We start from the raw sequence: 17,209 nt of genomic DNA on the forward strand, positions 1-17,209 counted from the left end.
ACTACTTCCGCAGCTCGATGACGGTCTTGCCGATACGGATCGGCGCGCCCAGCGGGATCGGTGTGGGGGTCGTCAGCCGCGTTCGGTCGAGATACGTGCCGTTGGTGGAGCCCAGGTCCTCGACGATCCACTGGCCGTCGCGGTCCGGGTAGATCCTGGCATGGCGGCTGGAGGCGTAGTCGTCGTCCAGCACGATCGTGCTGTCGTGCGCGCGGCCCAGCGAGATCGTCTGGCCCTGCAGCGCGACGGTGGTGCCGGTGAGGGTGCCTTCGGTCACCACCAGCTTGGAGGGGGCGTTACGGCGCTGGCGGCCGCCGCCGGTCTGCTGGCGCTGCTGCGGGGGCGCGGCCTGCCGGGCGGCCTGCTGCGCCCGTCCGTTCTCCCGGCGCGAACCGCGCTGGGTGACACGCGTACCGAACAGGTCGCTGCGGATGACCTGCACGGCCACGATCACGAACAGCCACAGTACGGCCAGGAAACCCAGCCGCATGACCGTGAGGGTCAGCTCTGACATTGCCCCCGCTTCACCCTTCGGCTTGCCTATAGATAACGGTGGTGCTGCCCACGACGATCCGCGAGCCGTCGCGGAGCGTAGCGCGGGTGGTGTGCTGCCCGTCCACCACGATGCCGTTGGTGGAGCCGAGATCCTGGATCGTCGAGGGCGAACCGGTCCGGATCTCGCAGTGCCGGCGGGAGACGCCGGGGTCGTCGATCCGCACATCGGCCTCGGTGCTGCGGCCCAGCACGAGCGTGGCGCGGGAGATCTGGTGGCGGGTGCCGTTGATCTCGATCCAGTGGCGGGTGCGGGAACCGGGCTGCGGTGCGCCGACCGGGCCGCCGCCGGCCGCGCCGGGGCGCTGGCCGGCCGCCGCGGGCGGGTAGCCGTAGCCGCCGGGCCGGGCGCCGGGGGCGCCGGGCGGCGGGGAGGACGGCATGGGCGGCGCGGCGGACGAGGCGGCCGGCGGGTAGCCGGGGCCGCCGGGGCGCTGGCCGCCGGCCGCGGGCGCCCGCTCGGGGGCCTGGCTGCTGGAGGAGGCGAGCGTACGGCTGCGCACGCGGTACAGACCGGTGTCGAGGTCGTCCGCCTTCTCCAGGTTGACCTTGATCCCGCCCATGAAGGTGTAGCGCTGCTGCTTGGCGTAGTCGCGCACCATGCCGGCGAGCTCGTCGCCGAGCTGGCCGGAGTAGGGGCTGAGGCGCTCGTAGTCCGGCGCGCTCAGCTCCACGATGAAGTCGTTGGGTACGACCGTGCGGTCGCGGTTCCAGATCGTCGCGTTGTTGTCGCACTCCCGCTGGAGCGCTCCGGCGATCTCCACGGGCTGGACCTCGGACTTGAAGACCTTGGCGAAGGTGCCGTTGACCAGACCCTCGAGACGCTGCTCGAACTTCTTCAGGACTCCCATGGGGCACCTCCTCCGTCGTGACTTGCGTCCCGCGTCCTGCTGCTTACCTGGTACTGCTTACTGATCGTATCCACGCGCCGGTGAATCGGCTGGTTCCCCCTGTCGGCCCCGTCGACGGGTGTCGACACCCTCCTCCATACCTGCTTCTGCCCAGGATCCGTTCCCCTGCTTCGGTCGGGGGCCGTACCTGTTGCTGCCCAGGATCGTAGAGGCGGCCGAGGACCAGTGTCCCGCACCTGACTGTGGACCTGGCCCGGCTGCCGGGGAGACGGCCGTCATAGGTACGAGGTTGATACGTGAACCGGTCGCCGCCGAGACGTCCCGGGTTGCCGCGCGTCCTGGCGCCGCTGCCCAGAGCACCCCTGCCCAGGGCCCCCTGCCCAGGGAGAAGGGATGTGAACGCACCCTCGCCAGCGTGCTAATGTTCTGCATGTCGGAAGGCGCCGGGCCGAAAAGCCCACAAGCCCGAGGACACACCCAATGCGCGGGTGGCGGAATAGGCAGACGCGCTGGATTCAGGTTCCAGTGCCCGCAAGGGCGTGGGGGTTCAACTCCCCCCTCGCGCACAGCGGAAGCCCCGCAGGTCTCAGACCTGCGGGGCTTCTTCGTGTTCGGGGCCGGATTCGGTCCGGGGGCCGGACGCCGTGTTCGGGGCCGGACATCGGGTTCTAGGGCGAGCCGTTCCCGGTGGGTGGTGGGTGGTGGGTGTGGGTGTGGGTGGGTGGTGGGCGGGCGCGGGGGCAGCGCGCGGGTACGCGCGCGTGAGGTATCTCACGGGACGGGCGGCGGGGTGGGCGGGGTGTTGTCCACCGGTGTGAGCCGTGTGGGGGAGGTGAGTTGTCCACAGACGGGAGTTGTCCACAAGGCCTGACGCGGTTCCGTCGTCGAGCTGTACGGTCGGCACGAGTTGATGTTCGGCTCGACGAGCCGGTGTACGAACGACGCGTGACGTGCGGGGGAGGCGGTCATGGTGGCCGAGGTGACCGAGGGCGGAGCGGGACGGGCCGTGGGTGAGACCCCGGGTGCGGACGCGGGCGACGCCGTGGGCGCCGGGACCGGGGCGGCCGCGGTGGCCGGTGCGGGCGGGAACGAGCGGTTGCCGCGGGTGCCCGGGTTCGCCGAGTGGCCCGCCGCGGGCTCTCCCAAGGAGGACGGCAAGGCGCTGCGCGACCGGGTGCCGCGCGCGGCCCACGCCGCACTCGACCTGGACGCCTCCCGCCCGGACGCGGTGACGGCGGTCCAGGAGTCCAACCGGGGCCGCATCCCCGAACTCACCCCGATACGGGTGGGACGGATGGCGGCCACGCCGTTCGCGTTCCTGCGCGGCTCGGCGGGCCTCATGGCGTACGACCTGGCCCGCACCCCCACGACCGGCATCCGGGCCAGGATCTGCGGCGACGCGCACGCGGCCAACTTCGGTCTGTACGGCGATGCCCGCGGCCGCCTGGTCATCGACCTGAACGACTTCGACGAGACCGTCGACGGCCCCTGGGAATGGGACCTCAAGCGGCTCGCGGCCTCACTGGTGCTCGCGGGCCGGGAGGTCGGCGCCGACGAGGACACCTGCCGCAGCGCGGCCCACGACGCGGCCGGCGCCTACCGTCGCACCATGCGCCTGCTGGCGAAGCTGCCCGCGCTGGACGCGTGGAACGCCATCGCCGACGAGGAGTTGGTCTCCCACACCGACGCCCACGACCTGCTCGGCACCCTCGAGCGGGTCTCGGAGAAGGCGCGGGCCAACACCAGCGGGCGGTTCGCGGCGAAGTCGACCGAGCCCACACCCGACGGGGGGCGCCGCTTCGTCGACGCCCCACCGGTGCTGCGGCGCGTGTCCGACGCGGAGGCGGCGGCGGTCGCCGCGTCCCTGGAGCACTACGTGACCACGCTCCCCGAGGACCGCCCGCCCCTCCTCGCCCGGTACGCGGTGCACGACGTCGCCTTCCGCATCGTCGGCACGGGCAGCGTGGGCACCCGGTCGTACGTCGTCCTGCTGCTGGACCACCGGGGAGAGCCGCTGGTGCTCCAGGTGAAGGAGGCCCGCCCGTCGGCGCTGCTGCCGCACCTGCCGGCCACCGGCCTCGACGCCCCGGACGCGGGCCACGAGGGGCGGCGGGTGGTCCTCGGCCAGAAGCGGATGCAGGTCGTCAGCGACATCCTGCTCGGCTGGACCACCGTCGACGGCCGCCCCTTCCAGGTCCGCCAGTTCCGCAACCGCAAGGGCAGCGTCGACCCCACCGCCCTCGCCGTCGACCAGATCGACGACTACGGCCGGATGACCGGTGCCCTCCTGGCCCGCGCCCACTCCCACAGCGCCGACCCCCGCCTCGTCGCCGGCTACTGCGGCAAGAACGACGAGCTGGACGAGGCGGTGGCGGCGTTCGCCGTCGCGTACGCCGACCGCACGGAGGCGGACCACGCGGACCTGGTGGCGGCGGTACGGGCGGGGAGGATCGCGGCGGAGACGGGCGTGTGAGGCGAGGGTCACGGCGCCCGCCCGCCCGTGGCCTACGCTGGTCGGGTGACGACCCCCGAAGCTGAGCAGGCGCGGCCCGAGGAGCGGCTCGAGCAGGCCGTGCGGGCCGCTGAGCAGGCGCTGATCGAGTTCGAGATCGCGGTGGAGACCTTCCGCGTCGAGGTCGAGAACTTCTCGCGGCTCCACCACCAGAAACTCGGTCCGATGTACACCCGGCTCGACGAGCTGGAGGCACAGATAGCCGAGGCCCGGGCCGCCCGCAGCGGTGATCCGGAGGACGCGCGCAAGGCGGCCGAGGCGCGGGCGAGGGTGCTGCCGATGCCGGGGGTCGAGGAGCTGTTCCACGGCTGGATGGACGGTGACGGGCTGTTCCCCGAGGCCGCGGCGATGCTCACGGAGCAGCCCGTGCGGCCCCCGGAGCGGGTACGGCCCAGCGACGAGGCCCGCAAGCTGTACCGCGAGCTGGCCCGCAAGGCCCACCCGGACCTGGCACAGGAGGAGAGGGAGCGGGCGCGGCGCGAGGAGTTCATCACCCGCGTCAACGCCGCCTACGCCCGTGGCGACGAGGCCGCGCTGCGGGCCCTGGCCGAGGAGTGGGCGGCCGGTCCGGCGCCCGCGGAGCGCAAGCCGAGCCCCAGCGAGGAGCTCTACGTCCGCCTGGAGTGGCTCGCCGAGCGCAAGGAACTGCTCGCGATGCTCGCCCGCGAGCTGGAGGAGAGCGCGATCGGCGGGATGCTCCGGCTGGCCCCCGACGATCCCGACCGTCTCCTCGACGAGATCGCCGACCAGCTGCTGGCGGAGGTCGCGAAGAAGGAGGCCGAGCTGGCGGAGCTGGTGGCGTAGTCGCCCGGGCCCGGGAGGGGCGGTGGCCGTGACGGCGGTGGCCGTGACGGCGGTGAGGGTGACGGCGTGGCGGTGGTCACGCTGGAGCGGGGCGGTGGCGGCGGGCCGGTCGGGGGCGGGTGCCGTCCGGTAGCGTCGGGAGTATGAGTTTCGGAGCTGGTGTGCCCACGGTCGAGGTCGGGGATCTCAAGGACGACGACTTCCTGCTGGACGTCCGCGAGGACGACGAGTGGCAGGCGGGTCATGCCGAGGGGGCACTGCACATTCCCATCAGCGAGTTCGTCGCGCGGTACGGCGAGCTGACCGAGGCGGCTCCGCAGGACGGTCGGGTCCATGTGATCTGCCGCTCCGGCGGCCGTTCGGCCCAGGTCACGATGTACCTGGTGCAGCAGGGCATCGACGCGGTGAACGTCGACGGCGGCATGCAGTACTGGGCGGCGGTCGGCCGTCCGGTCGTGACCGACGAGGGGCAGCCGGGGTTCGTCCTCTAGGGCATCTCCAGGGCACCTCTGGGGCACCTCTGGGGCATCTCCAGGGCACCTCTGGGCACCTCTAAGGCGGGTTCCGCTGGTTTCTCCGGTGTTTCTCGGGTCTTCCTCCGGTGTTCCTTCGGTGTTCCTCCGTCGGGTGACGGGGTGGGCGGAGATGACGGAGTGTCATGAGTCCTCCTGGCGGCCGGAGTTCGGGAGAGGGTCCGGCGTGGCCGGCGCCTCGCCCCGGCCCGTTCAGCGGTCGAAGTCCACCTCCACCGTCTCCGTCAGAGGGTGCGACTGGCAGGCGAGGACATAGCCCGCCCGCGTCTCCTCCGGTTCCAGCGCGAAGTTGCGGTCCATCCGCACCTCTCCGGAGACCAGGAAGGCCCGGCAGGTCCCGCACACGCCGCCCTTGCAGGCGTAGGGGGCGTCGGGGCGGTTGCGCAGCACCGCCTCCAGCAGCGACTCCCCGTCCCGCACGGGCCAGCTGCCGCCGCGGCCGTCGAGGCGGGCGGTGACCGTGGCGTGGGCGGGGGCGCCCAGCCCGCCCTTGCCGCCCGGGGCGCGGGTGGAGGCGGTGGGATCGACGTGGAAGATCTCCTGGTGGACGCGGGAGCGCGGGACGCCGAGCTCGCGCAGCGCCCGTTCCGCACCTTCGACCAGCCCGTACGGCCCGCACAGGAACCACCCGGCCACGTCCGCCACGGGCAGCAGTGCCGGCAGCAGTGCAGCCAGCCGCTCCCGGTCGAGCCGCCCGGACGGCAGCCCCGCCTGCTGCTCCTCCCGGGAGAGCACGGTGACCAGCTGGAACCGGTCCGGATACCGGTCCTTGAGGTCGGCGACCTCCTCCAGGAACATCGTCGAGGCGGCCGTGCGGTCGCTGCGTACGAGGCAGAACCGGGCGTTGGGCTCACGCGCCAGCAGGGTGGAGACGATCGACAGCACGGGGGTGATGCCGCTGCCGCCGACGATCGCCGCGTAGAGTCCGGGCGCCGGCTCCAGGGTGAAGCGGCCCGCCGGTGTCATCACCTCCACCTCGTCACCGACGGCGATCTCCTTGAGCGCGTACGCCGAGAAGGCGCCGCCCTCGACCAGTCGCACGCCCACCCGCAGGGCGAGCGGGCCGGTGCCGCCCGGGTCGGGTGCGGGTGAGCAGATGGAGTACGTCCGCCGGACCTCGGCGCCGTCGACGGTGCGCCGGAGGGCCAGGTGCTGGCCGGGGGCGTGGCGGTACTCCGCGCGCAGCTCGGCGGGGACCGCGAGGGTGAGGGCGACGGAGTCGTCGGTGAGCCGGTCCACCGCGGCCACGGGGAGCGGGTGGAAGCGGGCCATCACAACTCCTTGAAGTGGTCGAAGGGTTCCCGGCAGCCGAGGCAGCGCCGCAGCGCCTTGCAGGCGGTGGAGGAGAAGCGGCTGAGCAGCTCGGTGTCGGCGGATCCGCAGTGCGGGCAGTGGATCGGGTCGTCGGCAGGGCGCGCCGGTGGGTGGCCGCGGGTCGGGCCGAGGGTGAGGGGGACCGGTTCGGGCGGAGACGCCGGCCGGGTGCGTGGGGGAGCTATGCCGAACTCCCGCAGTTTGCGGCGCCCTTCGGCGGAGATGTCGTCCGTCGACCAGGCGGGCGTGAGGACCGTGCGGACGGTGATCTCCCGCACGCCGTGGTCGCGCAGGGCCCGCTCGATGTCCAGGGACATCGCCTCCACGGCCGGGCAGCCGGTGTAGGTCGGGGTCAGTTCGACCTCGACGGCGTCCCCGTCCCGTACGCGCACCGCGCGCAGGACGCCGAGCTCCTGGAGCGTGAGCACGGGCAGCTCGGGGTCGGGCACCGAGCCGGCGATCGCGAGGAGTTCCGCCTCCAGCGGGGTGGACGTCACCATGACGCCCCCGGGTGGCTGCGGTGCAGGTGCTGCATCTCGGCGAGCATCCGCCCGAAGGGCTCGGTGTGCAGGCCCTGGCGGCCCGCGCCGGCGCTCCACGCCCCGGTCCGCGGCCCTTCGGGCAGACCGACACCGGCCCGGCCCAGCACGTCCCCGACCGACTCCAGCCAGGCCGTCTCCAAGCCCCGCCAGTCGATGTCGACGCCCTCCACCGGCTGGAACATCTCCGCGGTGAACCGCCACAGGGCCGTGCAGGCCCGACCCATCCGCCGGTGGCTGACGTCCGTGCCGTCACCGAGCCGCAGGGTCCACTGCTCGGCATGGTCGCGGTGGTAGGCGACCTCCTTGACCGCCTTCGCCGCGAGCCCCGCGAACGGGCCCTCCGCGGCGGCGAGCCGGTCGTACAGCAGGTGCTGGTAGGTGGAGAAGTACAGCTGGCGGGCGATGGTGTGGGCGAAGTCGCCGTTGGGCTGCTCGACCAACTGCACGTTGCGGAAGGCGCGTTCCTCGCGCAGGTAGGCGAGGTCGTCCTCGTCACCGGCCATCGACAGCAGGACGCGGGCCTGGCCCAGCAGGTCGAGGGCGATGTTGGCGAGGGCGACCTCCTCCTCCAGCACGGGCGCGTGGCCCATCCACTCCCCCAGGCGGTGGGAGAGCACCAAGGCGTCGTCACCGAGGGCGAGGGCGGCGGTCTGCGGATGCGCGGTCGTCGTCACAGGTGCTTCACCCCCTCGGGGATCTCGTAGAACGTCGGGTGCCGGTACGGCTTGTCGGCGGCCGGTTCGAAGAACGGGTCCTTCTCGTCCGGCGAGGACGCGGTGACCGCCGCGGACGGGACCACCCAGACCGAGACGCCCTCGCCGCGCCGGGTGTAGAGGTCGCGGGCGTTGCGCAGCGCGAACTCCGCGTCCGGCGCGTGCAGGCTGCCGGCATGGGTGTGGGCCAGGCCGCGACGGGAGCGTACGAAGACCTCCCACAGGGGCCAGTCGGTGTGTGTCATGCCCGCTGTGCTCCCGTCCCGCCGGTGCCCGCGGCACCGCTGTGCTTGGCCGCGTAGGCCGTGGCGGCGTCCCGTACCCAGGCGCCCTCGTCGTGTGCCCGTGTGCGCTGGGTGATCCGTTGCTCGTTGCACGGTCCGTTGCCCCGGAGGACCTCCTTGAACTCGGTCCAGTCGATCGGGCCGAAGTCGTGGTGGCCCCGCTCCTCGTTCCACCGCAGGTGAGGGTCGGGCAGGGTGAGGCCCAGGGACTCGGCCTGGGGGACGCAGATGTCGACGAAGCGCTGGCGCAGTCCGTCGTTGGAGTGGCGCTTGATCTTCCAGGCCATGGACTGTGCCGAGTGCGCGGACTCGTCGTCGGGCGGACCGAACATCATCAGCGACGGCCACCACCAGCGGTCCACCGCGTCCTGCGCCATCGCGTGCTGTTCCGGGGTGCCGCGGCTGAGGGCGAGCAGCAGTTCGTACCCCTGGCGCTGGTGGAAGGACTCCTCCTTGCAGACGCGGACCATCGCGCGCGCGTACGGGCCGTAGGAGCAGCGGCACAGCGGGACCTGGTTGGTGATGGCGGCGCCGTCCACCAGCCAGCCGATCGCGCCGACGTCCGCCCAGGTGAGCGTGGGGTAGTTGAAGATCGAGGAGTACTTCTGGCGGCCGGTGTGCAGCTTGTCGAGCAGTTCGTCACGGCCGGTGCCGAGCGTCTCGGCGGCGCTGTACAGGTACAGCCCGTGGCCCGCCTCGTCCTGGACCTTGGCCATCAGGATCGCCTTGCGGCGCAGGGACGGCGCGCGGGTGATCCAGTTGGCCTCCGGCTGCATGCCGATGATCTCGGAGTGGGCGTGCTGGGCGATCTGGCGAACCAGGGTGGCGCGGTAGGCGTCGGGCATCCAGTCACGCGGCTCGATGCGCTCGTCGGCGGCCACGGCGGCGTCGAAGGCGCGCAGGCGGCCGTCCGTGGTGTCACCGGGGTCGCCGGTGTCGGCCCTGCCGGTTGTCGTGCCATGGGCCGTCTGTTCGTGTGTGCGGGCCGGCTGGTGTGCGGCTGCTGTCGCCATGCGGTCCCCCTCGACTCGGGCTCTTGCCGGGTCTTCTCCCGACCGATCGTTCGGTTCGTGCGATTCCATGGTGAGACGGCCGTCGTAAGGTGTCAACCGCTGTGGAAAACCCGCGAGGCCGCCTGTGGACAACGTGCGGCCGGACGCCCTGCGCCGGGCGCTGTGGACGCCTGGGTGTTGTGGACGCCGGGGTGTGCCGCGGACGCCTTTCGCCCGAGTCCGGACGGGTCGGTCCGGGGGGAGGGCTGCGCGGAGCGGGTGGGGCTGAGTACCGTTCCGTGCGACGACTGTGCGACGGCCGTGTGAAGGCCGTCCGGCTGTGCGCGGTGGTGCGAATGCCGTCCCGCTGTGCGCGGTCGTGCGAAAGCCGTCCGGCTGTGCGCGGTCGTGCGCGGGTGCCCGGGGGTGCGGTCGATCCCGGGGGTGCGGTCGAGCCCACGGGGCCGCGGTCGTACGGAGGGCCGGATCGGCCGCCGCGGCGGCGCACAGTCGACGCGGCGCAGTCGACGCCGCACAGTCAACACGGACCGGATTCGGGGAACGGGGCGGAATGAACGCGTACGACGGAGGCTCTGACGCTCCGCGGGAGGCGGAGGTGGAGGCGGAGGTGGAGGCGGTGCGGGGTCCGGAGACGGGCAGGCCCGCGGAAGGGCCACCGCCCGAGCACCACCCGGCCGCCACCGGCACCGAGGGCGAGGGCCACCTGCCCGCCGCCGGAATACCCCGGGGCCGCCCCGGCGCCTCCGCCAAGGATGCGGCGGCCCTCACGCCCCCTGCCGAGCGCGACCACGCCCCCGGCCCGGGCCCCGACTCCCGTCCCGGCCTCGGCTCAAGCCCGGGCCCCGAGTCCCGTCCCGGCCCCGGCTCAAGTCCCGACGACCGCCCCGGCCCGGCCCGCGAAGCCGACCCCCGCACCGGTGTGGCCGCCCTCTCCCCCCGCTACCAGATCGCTGCCGCCCTGGCGCTCGCGGTCGTCGCGGTCACCGTCTGTGTGCACGTCGGCATGGTGTTCCTGCACGTGGCGCCGTCCAACACGGTCACCAAGGCGCACGGCGAGGCGATCGACGACTGGATCTACCCGGAGTTCGAGCAGAACTGGAAGCTGTTCGCGCCGAACCCGCTCCAGCAGAACATCGCCGTACAGGTCCGCGCCGACGTCCGCACGGCGGACGGCTCCTCGCGCACCACCGGCTGGTACGACCTCTCCGCGCAGGACGGCCGGGCCATCGACGGCAACCTGGTGCCCAGCCACACCCAGCAGAACGAGCTGCGCCGCGCCTGGGACTTCTACCTGGGCTCGCACGACGCCGACGACCGCTCGGTGGGTACGCGCAGCTCCCTGTCCGAGGAGTACCTGCGCCGTATCGTCGTCGGTCGCCTGGAGCGTGGCGGCGCGGCCGGGGAGGGCGGCGTGGTCGAGCGGGTCCAGGTCCGCTCCCGCACCACCAACGTGCCGGCGCCCCCCTGGGTCTCCGACCAGGTCACCTCGCGGCCGGTGTACCGCGTGCTGCCCTGGTGGTCGGTTCCGGCCGCCGAGGGAGGTGCGCGGTGAACCGGTTGTCCCTCTCGGTGTCCGCCGCGATAGCCCGTGTGACGGGGACCGCGCTCGGGCCGTACCAGAGCGCCGTGGTCCGTATCGGCTTCAGCCTGACCTGGCTGCTGTTCCTGCTGCGTGAGTACCCGCACCGCGAGGAGCTCTACGGCCCCGACGGCCCCTGGAGCTGGGAGCTGGCCCGGCGGCTGATCGACGGCAACGGCGCCTTCTCGGCCCTGATGTGGTCGGACGGGCGGGTCTGGTTCGAGTTCGTCTACGCGTGCGGGGTGCTGGCGAGCGCGCTGCTGCTGCTCGGCTGGCGCACCCGCACGGTGTCGGTGCTGTTCATGGCGGGCGTGCTGTCGCTGCAGAACCGCAGTGTCTTCGTGGGCGACGGCGGCGACAACGTGATGCACCTGATGTCCCTCTACCTCGTGTTCACGCGCTGCGCCCAGGTGTGGTCGCTGGACGCGCGGCGGGCGAGGCGCGCGGCCGAGGCACGCGCGCGGGGTGAGCGGGTCACGGACCGGGTGGGGCCCGCCCTGTGGGGTGTGTTCGGGCTGGCGCTGGTCGTGGCGACCGGGACGGGACGCCTGGAGGGCGATCCGGTCGTGCCGGTGATCCTGTGGGCGATGTGGGCCGCGCAGGGCCTGTGGTGGGCCGTGGGGCGCCTGACGCGGTCCGCGGAACCCAGGATCCTGCTGGACGTCGTCGCCAACATCCTGCACAACGGCGCCCTGCTGGTGATCATGGCGGAGGCCTGTCTGATCTACGCGACGGCCGGCTGGTACAAGGTCCAGGGCTCCCGCTGGCAGGACGGCACCGCCGTCTACTACCCCCTGCACCTGGACTACTTCTCGCCCTGGCCCGCCCTGGGCGACCTGCTGTCCTCCAGCGGCACCATGGTCATGCTGGTGACCTATGGGACGGTGGCCGTGCAGGTCGCCTTCCCCTTCACCCTGTTCAACCGGCGTGTGAAGAACGTCCTGCTGGTGGTGATGATGATCGAGCACGCGGCGATCGCCGTGGTCCTCGGGCTGCCGTTCTTCTCGCTCGCGATGATCGCGGCGGACGCGGTCTTCCTGCCGACGTCCTTCCTGCGCCGGCTCGGCGGATGGGCGGCACGCGTGGGCGTGGCCATCGTGTCGCGGGACCGGGCGGTCGCGGCGGAGCCGCTGCCGGGCGCGCGGACGCCCGAGGAGGCCGAGCCCAGCCGCGTAGGCTTCACGGCATGACCGACCCCCTCGCCCTGTGGCGCCGTACGGCGGACGCCTCCGTGCTCCTCGACGGCTTCCACGCCGTGAAGCACGCCGTGCGGTTCGGGGCCGAGATCCCGGTGGCGGTCGCCGTCGACCGGCGGGCGGCGCTCGCCCTCGCCGACGAGCTCGCCCCCGACGTACGGCGGACGCTGGACGGGCTGCTGACGGAGGTGCCGGAGGCGACGTACGCCTCACTGGTGCCGCGACCGCATCCCACCGCCGTGGCCGCCCTGGCCGTACGGCCCTCCCGGGAGGCGCGTCTGCGGGCGCTGGTCCGGTTGCCGCGCACCGCGCCGGTCGTGGTGCTCGACGAGCCGCGCAACCTGGGCAACGCGGGGGCCGTGATCCGGCTGGCGGCCGGTTTCGGGGCGACCGGCGTGGTCACCACCGGCACGCTCGACCCCTGGCATCCGACCGTGGTGCGCGGCGGTGCGGGGCTGCACTTCGCGACCGCCGTGGAGCGGCTGGCCGTCGACGAACTGCCGCCCGGCCCGGTGTTCGCGCTCGACCCGGAGGGCGAGGACCTCCGGGGTGTGAAGCTCCCGGACGACGCCGTCCTCGCCTTCGGTTCGGAGCGCAGCGGGCTGTCCGCCGCGCTCCGCGCGCGGGCCGACCAGCTGCTCGCCCTGCCGATGCGCCCCCAGGTCTCCAGCTACAACCTCGCCACCAGCGTGGCCATGACGCTGTACCACTGGAGCGCCGGCGGCGGGGGCACGGATCTCCGGGCCGGCCGTCCCGGGCCGGACTTGGTCTAGCCAGGTCTGGCTCAGGCCTCCCGGCGCACCTCCACCACCCGGAAGCGGTTCGCGACGAACGCGCCGTCGGTGAGGGCGGCGCTGGCCGCCGGGTTGCCGCCCGAGCCGTGGAAGTCGGAGAAGGCGGCCGTCTGGTTGACGTAGACCCCGCCGGTGAGGTTCAGGGACAGCTGGGCGGCCTCCTCCAGGCAGACCTCCTCGACGGCCCGCTCCACCTCCGCGTCCGTGGTGTACGCGCCGACCGTCATCGAGCCCTTGTCGCGGATGGTGCGCCGCAGCAGCTCGACGCCCTCCGCCGACGAGTCGACGGCGACGGCGAAGGAGACCGGTCCGAAGCACTCGCTCATGTAGGCGGCCTCGTCGTCGGGCTTGGCGCCGTCCAGCTTCACGATCACGGGGGTGCGCACGACCGCGCCGGGGAAGTCCGGGTTGGTCACCTCGCGGGAGGCGAGAGCCACCTCGCCGAGCCCGGCCGCCGCCTCGAGCCGGGCCTTGACGTCGGGGTTGACGATGGCGCCGAGCAGGGCGTTCGCGCGCGCGTCGTCGCCGAGGAGAGCGCCGACCGAGCGGGCCAGGTCGGTGACGACCTCGTCGTAGCCGCGGGGGCCCTCGTCGGTGCGGATGCCGTCGCGGGGGATCAGCAGGTTCTGCGGGGTGGTGCACATCTGGCCGCTGTACAGGGACAGCGAGAAGGCCAGGTTGGAGAGCATGCCCTGGTAGTCGTCGGTGGAGTCCACGAGGACCGTGTTGACGCCGGCCTTCTCCGTGTAGACCTGCGCCTGCCGGGCGTTGGCCTCCAGCCAGTCGCCGAAGGCCGTCGAACCGGTGTAGTCGATGATCTTGACCTCGGGCCGGAGGGCGAGGGTTTTGGCGATGCCCTCGCCGGGCCGTTCGGCGGCCAGCGCGACCAGGTCGGGGGCGAAGCCGGTCTCGGCGAGCACCTCGCGGGCGATCCGCACGGTGAGCGCGAGCGGCAGCACCGCGCGCGGGTGGGGCTTGACCAGGACCGCGTTGCCGGTGGCGAGGGAGGCGAACAGGCCCGGATAGCCGTTCCACGTCGGGAACGTGTTGCAGCCGATGAGCAGGGCGACGCCGCGCGGGACGGGCGTGAACCGCTTGCTCAGCGCGAGCGGGTCGCGCTTGCCCTGCGGCTTGGTCCACTCGGCGGCGTCGGGGGTGCGGGCCTGCTCGGCGTACGCGTACGCCACCGCCTCCAGACCGCGGTCCTGGGCGTGGGGGCCGCCCGCCTGGAACGCCATCATGAAGGCCTGGCCGGAGGTGTGCATGACCGCGTGCGCCAGCTCGTGCGTCCGGTCGCTGATGCGCTTGAGGATCTCCATGCAGGTCACCGCGCGGACCTCCGCCCCCGCGTCGCGCCAGGCGCGCCGGCCGGCCCGCATGGCGGGCAGCAGCACGTCGACGTCCGCGTGCGGGTACGTCACGCCCAGCTCCAGGCCGTACGGGGAGACCTCGCCGCCCACCCAGTCGTCGGTGCCGGGCTGGCCCAGGTCGAAGCGGGTGCCGAGCAGGGCGTCGAAGGCCGCCTTGCCCGCGGCCGCGTCCAGGCTGCCGTGCTCGCCGTAGGCCTTGGGGTGTTCGGGGTGCGGGGACCAGTAGGCGCGGGTGCGGATCGCTTCCAGGGCCTGGTCGAGGGTGGGCCGGTGCCTGGCGATCAGATCGTGTGCGGCGGTTTCGGCGGCCATGCGGGACCAACTCCTCGTCTTGAGAGCTCCTCGTCGAGCTCATGACGTCGGTGGAAGAAGGGCAGGACATCGGGAGACGCGGTGCGAGCCGCCTCGGTCGTGATGGAGGCGGGTGACGGTTCGGCCAGTCAGAGTTAGAGTAACCGAACGATCGGTCGGGACAAGGGGGCCTGCCGCATCTGTGGAAAACCCCGTGCGGGAGGATCGCGCACATGACAGCACTCGACCTCAGCAGCCCCGTGGCCGTCGTCGGCACCGGCACCATGGGCCAGGGCATCGCCCAGGTCGCGCTGGTCGCGGGCCACCCCGTACGGCTGTACGACGCCGTGGCCGGCCGCGCCCGTGAAGCGTCCGCCGCGATCGGCGCCCGCCTCGACCGGCTCGTCGAGAAGGACCGGCTCACCGCCGCCGAGCGGGACGCCGCCCGCGCCCGTCTCCTGCCCGTGGACAGTCTCGCCGGCCTCGCCGACTGCGCGCTGGTCGTGGAGGCCGTCCTGGAGCGGCTGGACGTCAAGCAGGAGCTGTTCCGGGCGATCGAGGACGTCGTCGGCGAGGACTGTCTGCTCGCCACCAACACCTCCTCCCTGTCGGTGACGGCCGTCGGTGGCGCCCTGCGCAACCCGGGCCGCTTCGTGGGCCTGCACTTCTTCAACCCGGCGCCGCTGATGCCGCTGGTGGAGGTCGTCTCCGGCTTCGCCACCGACGTCACCTCGGCCACGCGCGCGTACGAGACCGCCCGCGCGTGGGGCAAGACCCCGGTCGCCTGCGCCGACACCCCCGGCTTCATCGTCAACCGCATCGCCCGGCCCTTCTACGCCGAGGCCTTCGCGGTCTACGAGTCCCAGGGCGCCGACCCCGCCACCATCGACGCCGTCCTGCGCGAGTCGGGCGGTTTCCGGATGGGCGCGTTCGAACTGACCGATCTGATCGGGCAGGACGTCAACGAGTCCGTCACGCACTCCGTGTGGCAGTCCTTCTTCCAGGACGTGCGCTTCACCCCCTCGCTCGCCCAGCGCCGTCTGGTCGAGTCGGGCCGCCTCGGCCGCAAGACCGGTCAGGGCTGGTTCGACCACCGCGGTGACGCCGGGGCCGGCGAGCGCCCCGAGCCGCACACCGCGGAGCGGCACCGCCCGCCCGCCCACGTCGTCGCCGAGGGGGACCTCGGTCCCGCATCGGAGCTGCTCGCCATGATCCGCGAGGCGGGCATACCGGTCCGCGAGGAGGAAGAGGACCACGGCACCCGCATGATGCTGCCCGGCGGCGGCCATCTCGCGCTCGCCGACGGCCAGACCTCCGTCGAGTTCCGTGACGTCGTCTACTTCGACCTCGCCGTGGACTACCGCAAGGCCACCCGCGTCGCCCTGTCCGCCTCCCAGGACACCTCCCCGCAGGCCCTGTCCGAGGCCATCGGCCTGTTCCAGGCGCTCGGCAAGGACGTCAGCGTCATCGGTGACGTCCCCGGCATGATCGTCGCCCGGACGGTCGCGCGCATCGTCGACCTCGCGCACGACGCCGTCGCCAAGGGCGTGGCCACCGAGGAGGACATCGACACCGCGATGCGCCTGGGCGTCAACTACCCCCTCGGCCCCTTCGAGTGGAGCCGCAGGCTCGGCAGGACATGGGCGCACGACCTGCTGGAGGAGCTGCATCTGCGCGAACCCTCCGGCCGCTACGCGCCCTCGCTCGCGCTGTACCGCCACGGACACGCCGCCGACCGGCGGGAGGGGACCTCATGACCACCGCCAAACGCGACACGTACACCCCGGAGACCCTGCTCTCGGTCGCCGTGCAGGTCTTCAACGAGCGCGGCTACGACGGCACCTCGATGGAGCACCTCTCCAGGGCGGCCGGCATCTCCAAGTCGTCGATCTACCACCACGTCTCCGGCAAGGAGGAGCTGCTGCGGCGCGCGGTGAGCCGGGCGCTGGACGGCCTCTTCGGGATCCTCGACGAGGAGCACGCGCGCGTGGGGCGGGCGGCCGAGCGCCTGGAGTACGTCGTGCGGCGCATGGTCGAGGTGCTCATAGCCGAGCTGCCCTACGTGACCCTGTTGCTGCGAGTGCGCGGCAACACCGACACCGAGCGGTGGGCCCTGGAGCGCCGCCGCGACTTCGACCACCGGGTCGCCGCGCTGCTGAAGGCGGCGGCCGCCGACGGGGACGTGCGCGGCGACATCGAGGTGCGCCTCGCGACCCGGCTGGTCTTCGGCATGATCAACTCGATCGTCGAGTGGTACCGGCCCGACGGGCGGGGCATGAGCGAGCGGGACGTGGCCGACGCGGTGGCGCGGCTGGTCTTCTCGGGGCTGCGCCGGGAGGCCTGAGGGGCGGGAGCTCCCGGGTCACCCCTGCGGCTCCAGGTCCTCCTCCTCGAACACCAGCAGCGTACGGGTGCTGAGCACCTGGGGGATGGCCTGGAGCCGGGTGAGCACCAGCTCGCGCAGCGCCCTGTTGTCCGGCGCGTGCACCAGCAGCAGCACGTCGAAGTCGCCGCCCACCAGGGCTATGTGGGAGGCGCCGGGGAGCTGTCTGAGCTGCTCGCGCACCGTGCGCCAGGAGTTCTGGACGATCTTCAGCGTGATGTACGCGGATGTGCCGTGGCCCGCGCGCTCGTGGTCGACGCGGGCGCCGAAGCCGCGGATGACGCCGTCGTCGAGCAGCCGGTTGATGCGCGCGTAGGCATTGGCGCGCGAGACGTGGACCCGCTCGGCGACCGACCGTATCGAGGCGCGGCCGTCCGCCTGGAGCATCCGGAGGATGTCCTGATCGATGGCGTCCAGCGGGCGGGGCGGGGGCTGCGGCGAGCCGTCGTCCGGACTGTCGGCCATTTGTTCAGGTGTC

The 17,209-nt window shown here is 72.9% G+C and carries 17 protein-coding genes and 1 tRNA gene; 9 read left to right on the plus strand and 9 right to left on the minus strand.

What is annotated here, in order from left to right; all coding sequences use genetic code 11:
• Window position 1: 1 nt before the first annotated feature.
• Together ACFV9M_RS07010 and ACFV9M_RS07015 are read right to left on the minus strand one after the other, a co-directional pair.
• Entirely contained in the window at window positions 2–514 is a 513-nt protein-coding gene (locus tag ACFV9M_RS07010) for an FHA domain-containing protein (RefSeq protein ID WP_385063435.1), read from the minus strand.
• A gap of 10 nt (window positions 515–524) precedes the next feature.
• Window positions 525–1,403: an FhaA domain-containing protein gene (locus tag ACFV9M_RS07015; protein ID WP_385102350.1), complete on the minus strand. Its 879-nt coding sequence runs from the start codon at window positions 1,401–1,403 to the stop codon at window positions 525–527.
• Window positions 1,404–1,885: 482 nt separating this feature from the next.
• Between ACFV9M_RS07015 and ACFV9M_RS07020 the strand changes: the two genes are divergently transcribed.
• The 4 genes from ACFV9M_RS07020 to ACFV9M_RS07035 all read left to right on the plus strand — a co-directional run bounded on the left by ACFV9M_RS07020 (window position 1,886) and on the right by ACFV9M_RS07035 (window position 5,210).
• A tRNA-Leu gene (locus tag ACFV9M_RS07020) sits at window positions 1,886–1,969 on the plus strand.
• Window positions 1,970–2,370: 401 nt separating this feature from the next.
• A complete protein-coding gene (locus tag ACFV9M_RS07025; protein WP_385069382.1) occupies window positions 2,371–3,876 on the plus strand; it encodes a DUF2252 domain-containing protein in 1,506 nt (501 codons plus the stop codon).
• A gap of 45 nt (window positions 3,877–3,921) precedes the next feature.
• Window positions 3,922–4,719: a hypothetical protein gene (locus ACFV9M_RS07030; RefSeq protein WP_385069383.1), complete on the plus strand. Its 798-nt coding sequence runs from the start codon at window positions 3,922–3,924 to the stop codon at window positions 4,717–4,719.
• 161 nt (window positions 4,720–4,880) lie between these two features.
• Window positions 4,881–5,210, plus strand: a complete 330-nt coding sequence (locus ACFV9M_RS07035; protein WP_385069489.1) for a rhodanese-like domain-containing protein — start codon at window positions 4,881–4,883, stop codon at window positions 5,208–5,210.
• Between the two features lie 234 nt (window positions 5,211–5,444).
• On the opposite strand, the gene ACFV9M_RS07040 is transcribed toward ACFV9M_RS07035, so the two are convergent.
• From ACFV9M_RS07040 to paaA, 5 genes are read right to left on the minus strand one after another with little or no spacing between them, the layout of a single operon-like run.
• A complete protein-coding gene (locus tag ACFV9M_RS07040) occupies window positions 5,445–6,524 on the minus strand; it encodes a 2Fe-2S iron-sulfur cluster-binding protein (protein ID WP_385069385.1) in 1,080 nt (359 codons plus the stop codon).
• Window positions 6,524–7,066 (minus strand): 1,2-phenylacetyl-CoA epoxidase subunit PaaD, encoded by a 543-nt coding sequence (gene paaD / locus ACFV9M_RS07045; RefSeq protein WP_385069386.1) that lies wholly within the window; start codon window positions 7,064–7,066, stop codon window positions 6,524–6,526. The genes ACFV9M_RS07040 and paaD overlap by 1 nt, the downstream gene beginning before the upstream one ends.
• Window positions 7,060–7,782: a 1,2-phenylacetyl-CoA epoxidase subunit PaaC gene (gene paaC / locus ACFV9M_RS07050; protein ID WP_385069388.1), complete on the minus strand. Its 723-nt coding sequence runs from the start codon at window positions 7,780–7,782 to the stop codon at window positions 7,060–7,062. Before paaC ends, paaD begins: the two co-directional genes overlap by 7 nt.
• Window positions 7,779–8,066 (minus strand): 1,2-phenylacetyl-CoA epoxidase subunit PaaB, encoded by a 288-nt coding sequence (gene paaB / locus ACFV9M_RS07055; protein WP_385069389.1) that lies wholly within the window; start codon window positions 8,064–8,066, stop codon window positions 7,779–7,781. The genes paaC and paaB overlap by 4 nt, the downstream gene beginning before the upstream one ends.
• Window positions 8,063–9,118 (minus strand): 1,2-phenylacetyl-CoA epoxidase subunit PaaA, encoded by a 1,056-nt coding sequence (paaA, locus tag ACFV9M_RS07060; RefSeq protein ID WP_385069391.1) that lies wholly within the window; start codon window positions 9,116–9,118, stop codon window positions 8,063–8,065. Before paaA ends, paaB begins: the two co-directional genes overlap by 4 nt.
• Window positions 9,119–9,668: 550 nt before the next feature.
• Between paaA and ACFV9M_RS07065 the strand changes: the two genes are divergently transcribed.
• The 3 genes from ACFV9M_RS07065 to ACFV9M_RS07075 are packed head-to-tail and all read left to right on the plus strand — an operon-like array spanning window position 9,669 to window position 12,666.
• On the plus strand, window positions 9,669–10,670 hold the full coding sequence (locus ACFV9M_RS07065) for a DUF5819 family protein (RefSeq protein WP_385069392.1): 1,002 nt from the start codon (window positions 9,669–9,671) through the stop codon (window positions 10,668–10,670).
• Window positions 10,667–11,887, plus strand: coding sequence for an HTTM domain-containing protein (locus ACFV9M_RS07070; RefSeq protein ID WP_385069394.1), 1,221 nt, complete (start codon window positions 10,667–10,669; stop codon window positions 11,885–11,887). The genes ACFV9M_RS07065 and ACFV9M_RS07070 overlap by 4 nt, the downstream gene beginning before the upstream one ends.
• Window positions 11,884–12,666: a TrmH family RNA methyltransferase gene (locus ACFV9M_RS07075; protein WP_385069395.1), complete on the plus strand. Its 783-nt coding sequence runs from the start codon at window positions 11,884–11,886 to the stop codon at window positions 12,664–12,666. Before ACFV9M_RS07070 ends, ACFV9M_RS07075 begins: the two co-directional genes overlap by 4 nt.
• An 11-nt stretch (window positions 12,667–12,677) precedes the next feature.
• Here the strand turns inward: ACFV9M_RS07075 and paaN are convergent, their stop codons facing one another.
• Window positions 12,678–14,369 carry a phenylacetic acid degradation protein PaaN gene (gene paaN, locus ACFV9M_RS07080; RefSeq protein WP_385069397.1) on the minus strand — a complete coding sequence of 564 codons (1,692 nt, stop codon included), beginning with the start codon at window positions 14,367–14,369 and terminating at the stop codon, window positions 12,678–12,680.
• A 212-nt stretch (window positions 14,370–14,581) separates the two neighbouring features.
• On the opposite strand from paaN, the gene ACFV9M_RS07085 reads away from it, so the two are divergent.
• Together ACFV9M_RS07085 and ACFV9M_RS07090 are read left to right on the plus strand one after the other, a co-directional pair.
• Window positions 14,582–16,105 (plus strand): 3-hydroxyacyl-CoA dehydrogenase, encoded by a 1,524-nt coding sequence (locus tag ACFV9M_RS07085; RefSeq protein WP_385069398.1) that lies wholly within the window; start codon window positions 14,582–14,584, stop codon window positions 16,103–16,105.
• On the plus strand, window positions 16,102–16,692 hold the full coding sequence (locus ACFV9M_RS07090) for a TetR/AcrR family transcriptional regulator (RefSeq protein ID WP_385069399.1): 591 nt from the start codon (window positions 16,102–16,104) through the stop codon (window positions 16,690–16,692). Before ACFV9M_RS07085 ends, ACFV9M_RS07090 begins: the two co-directional genes overlap by 4 nt.
• A gap of 18 nt (window positions 16,693–16,710) precedes the next feature.
• On the opposite strand, the gene ACFV9M_RS07095 is transcribed toward ACFV9M_RS07090, so the two are convergent.
• Window positions 16,711–17,196: an Lrp/AsnC family transcriptional regulator gene (locus ACFV9M_RS07095; protein ID WP_385069490.1), complete on the minus strand. Its 486-nt coding sequence runs from the start codon at window positions 17,194–17,196 to the stop codon at window positions 16,711–16,713.
• Window positions 17,197–17,209: the final 13 nt, after the last annotated feature.

It is taken from the genome of Streptomyces sp. NPDC059895, assembly GCF_042731035.1.
GTDB lineage: Bacteria > Actinomycetota > Actinomycetes > Streptomycetales > Streptomycetaceae > Streptomyces.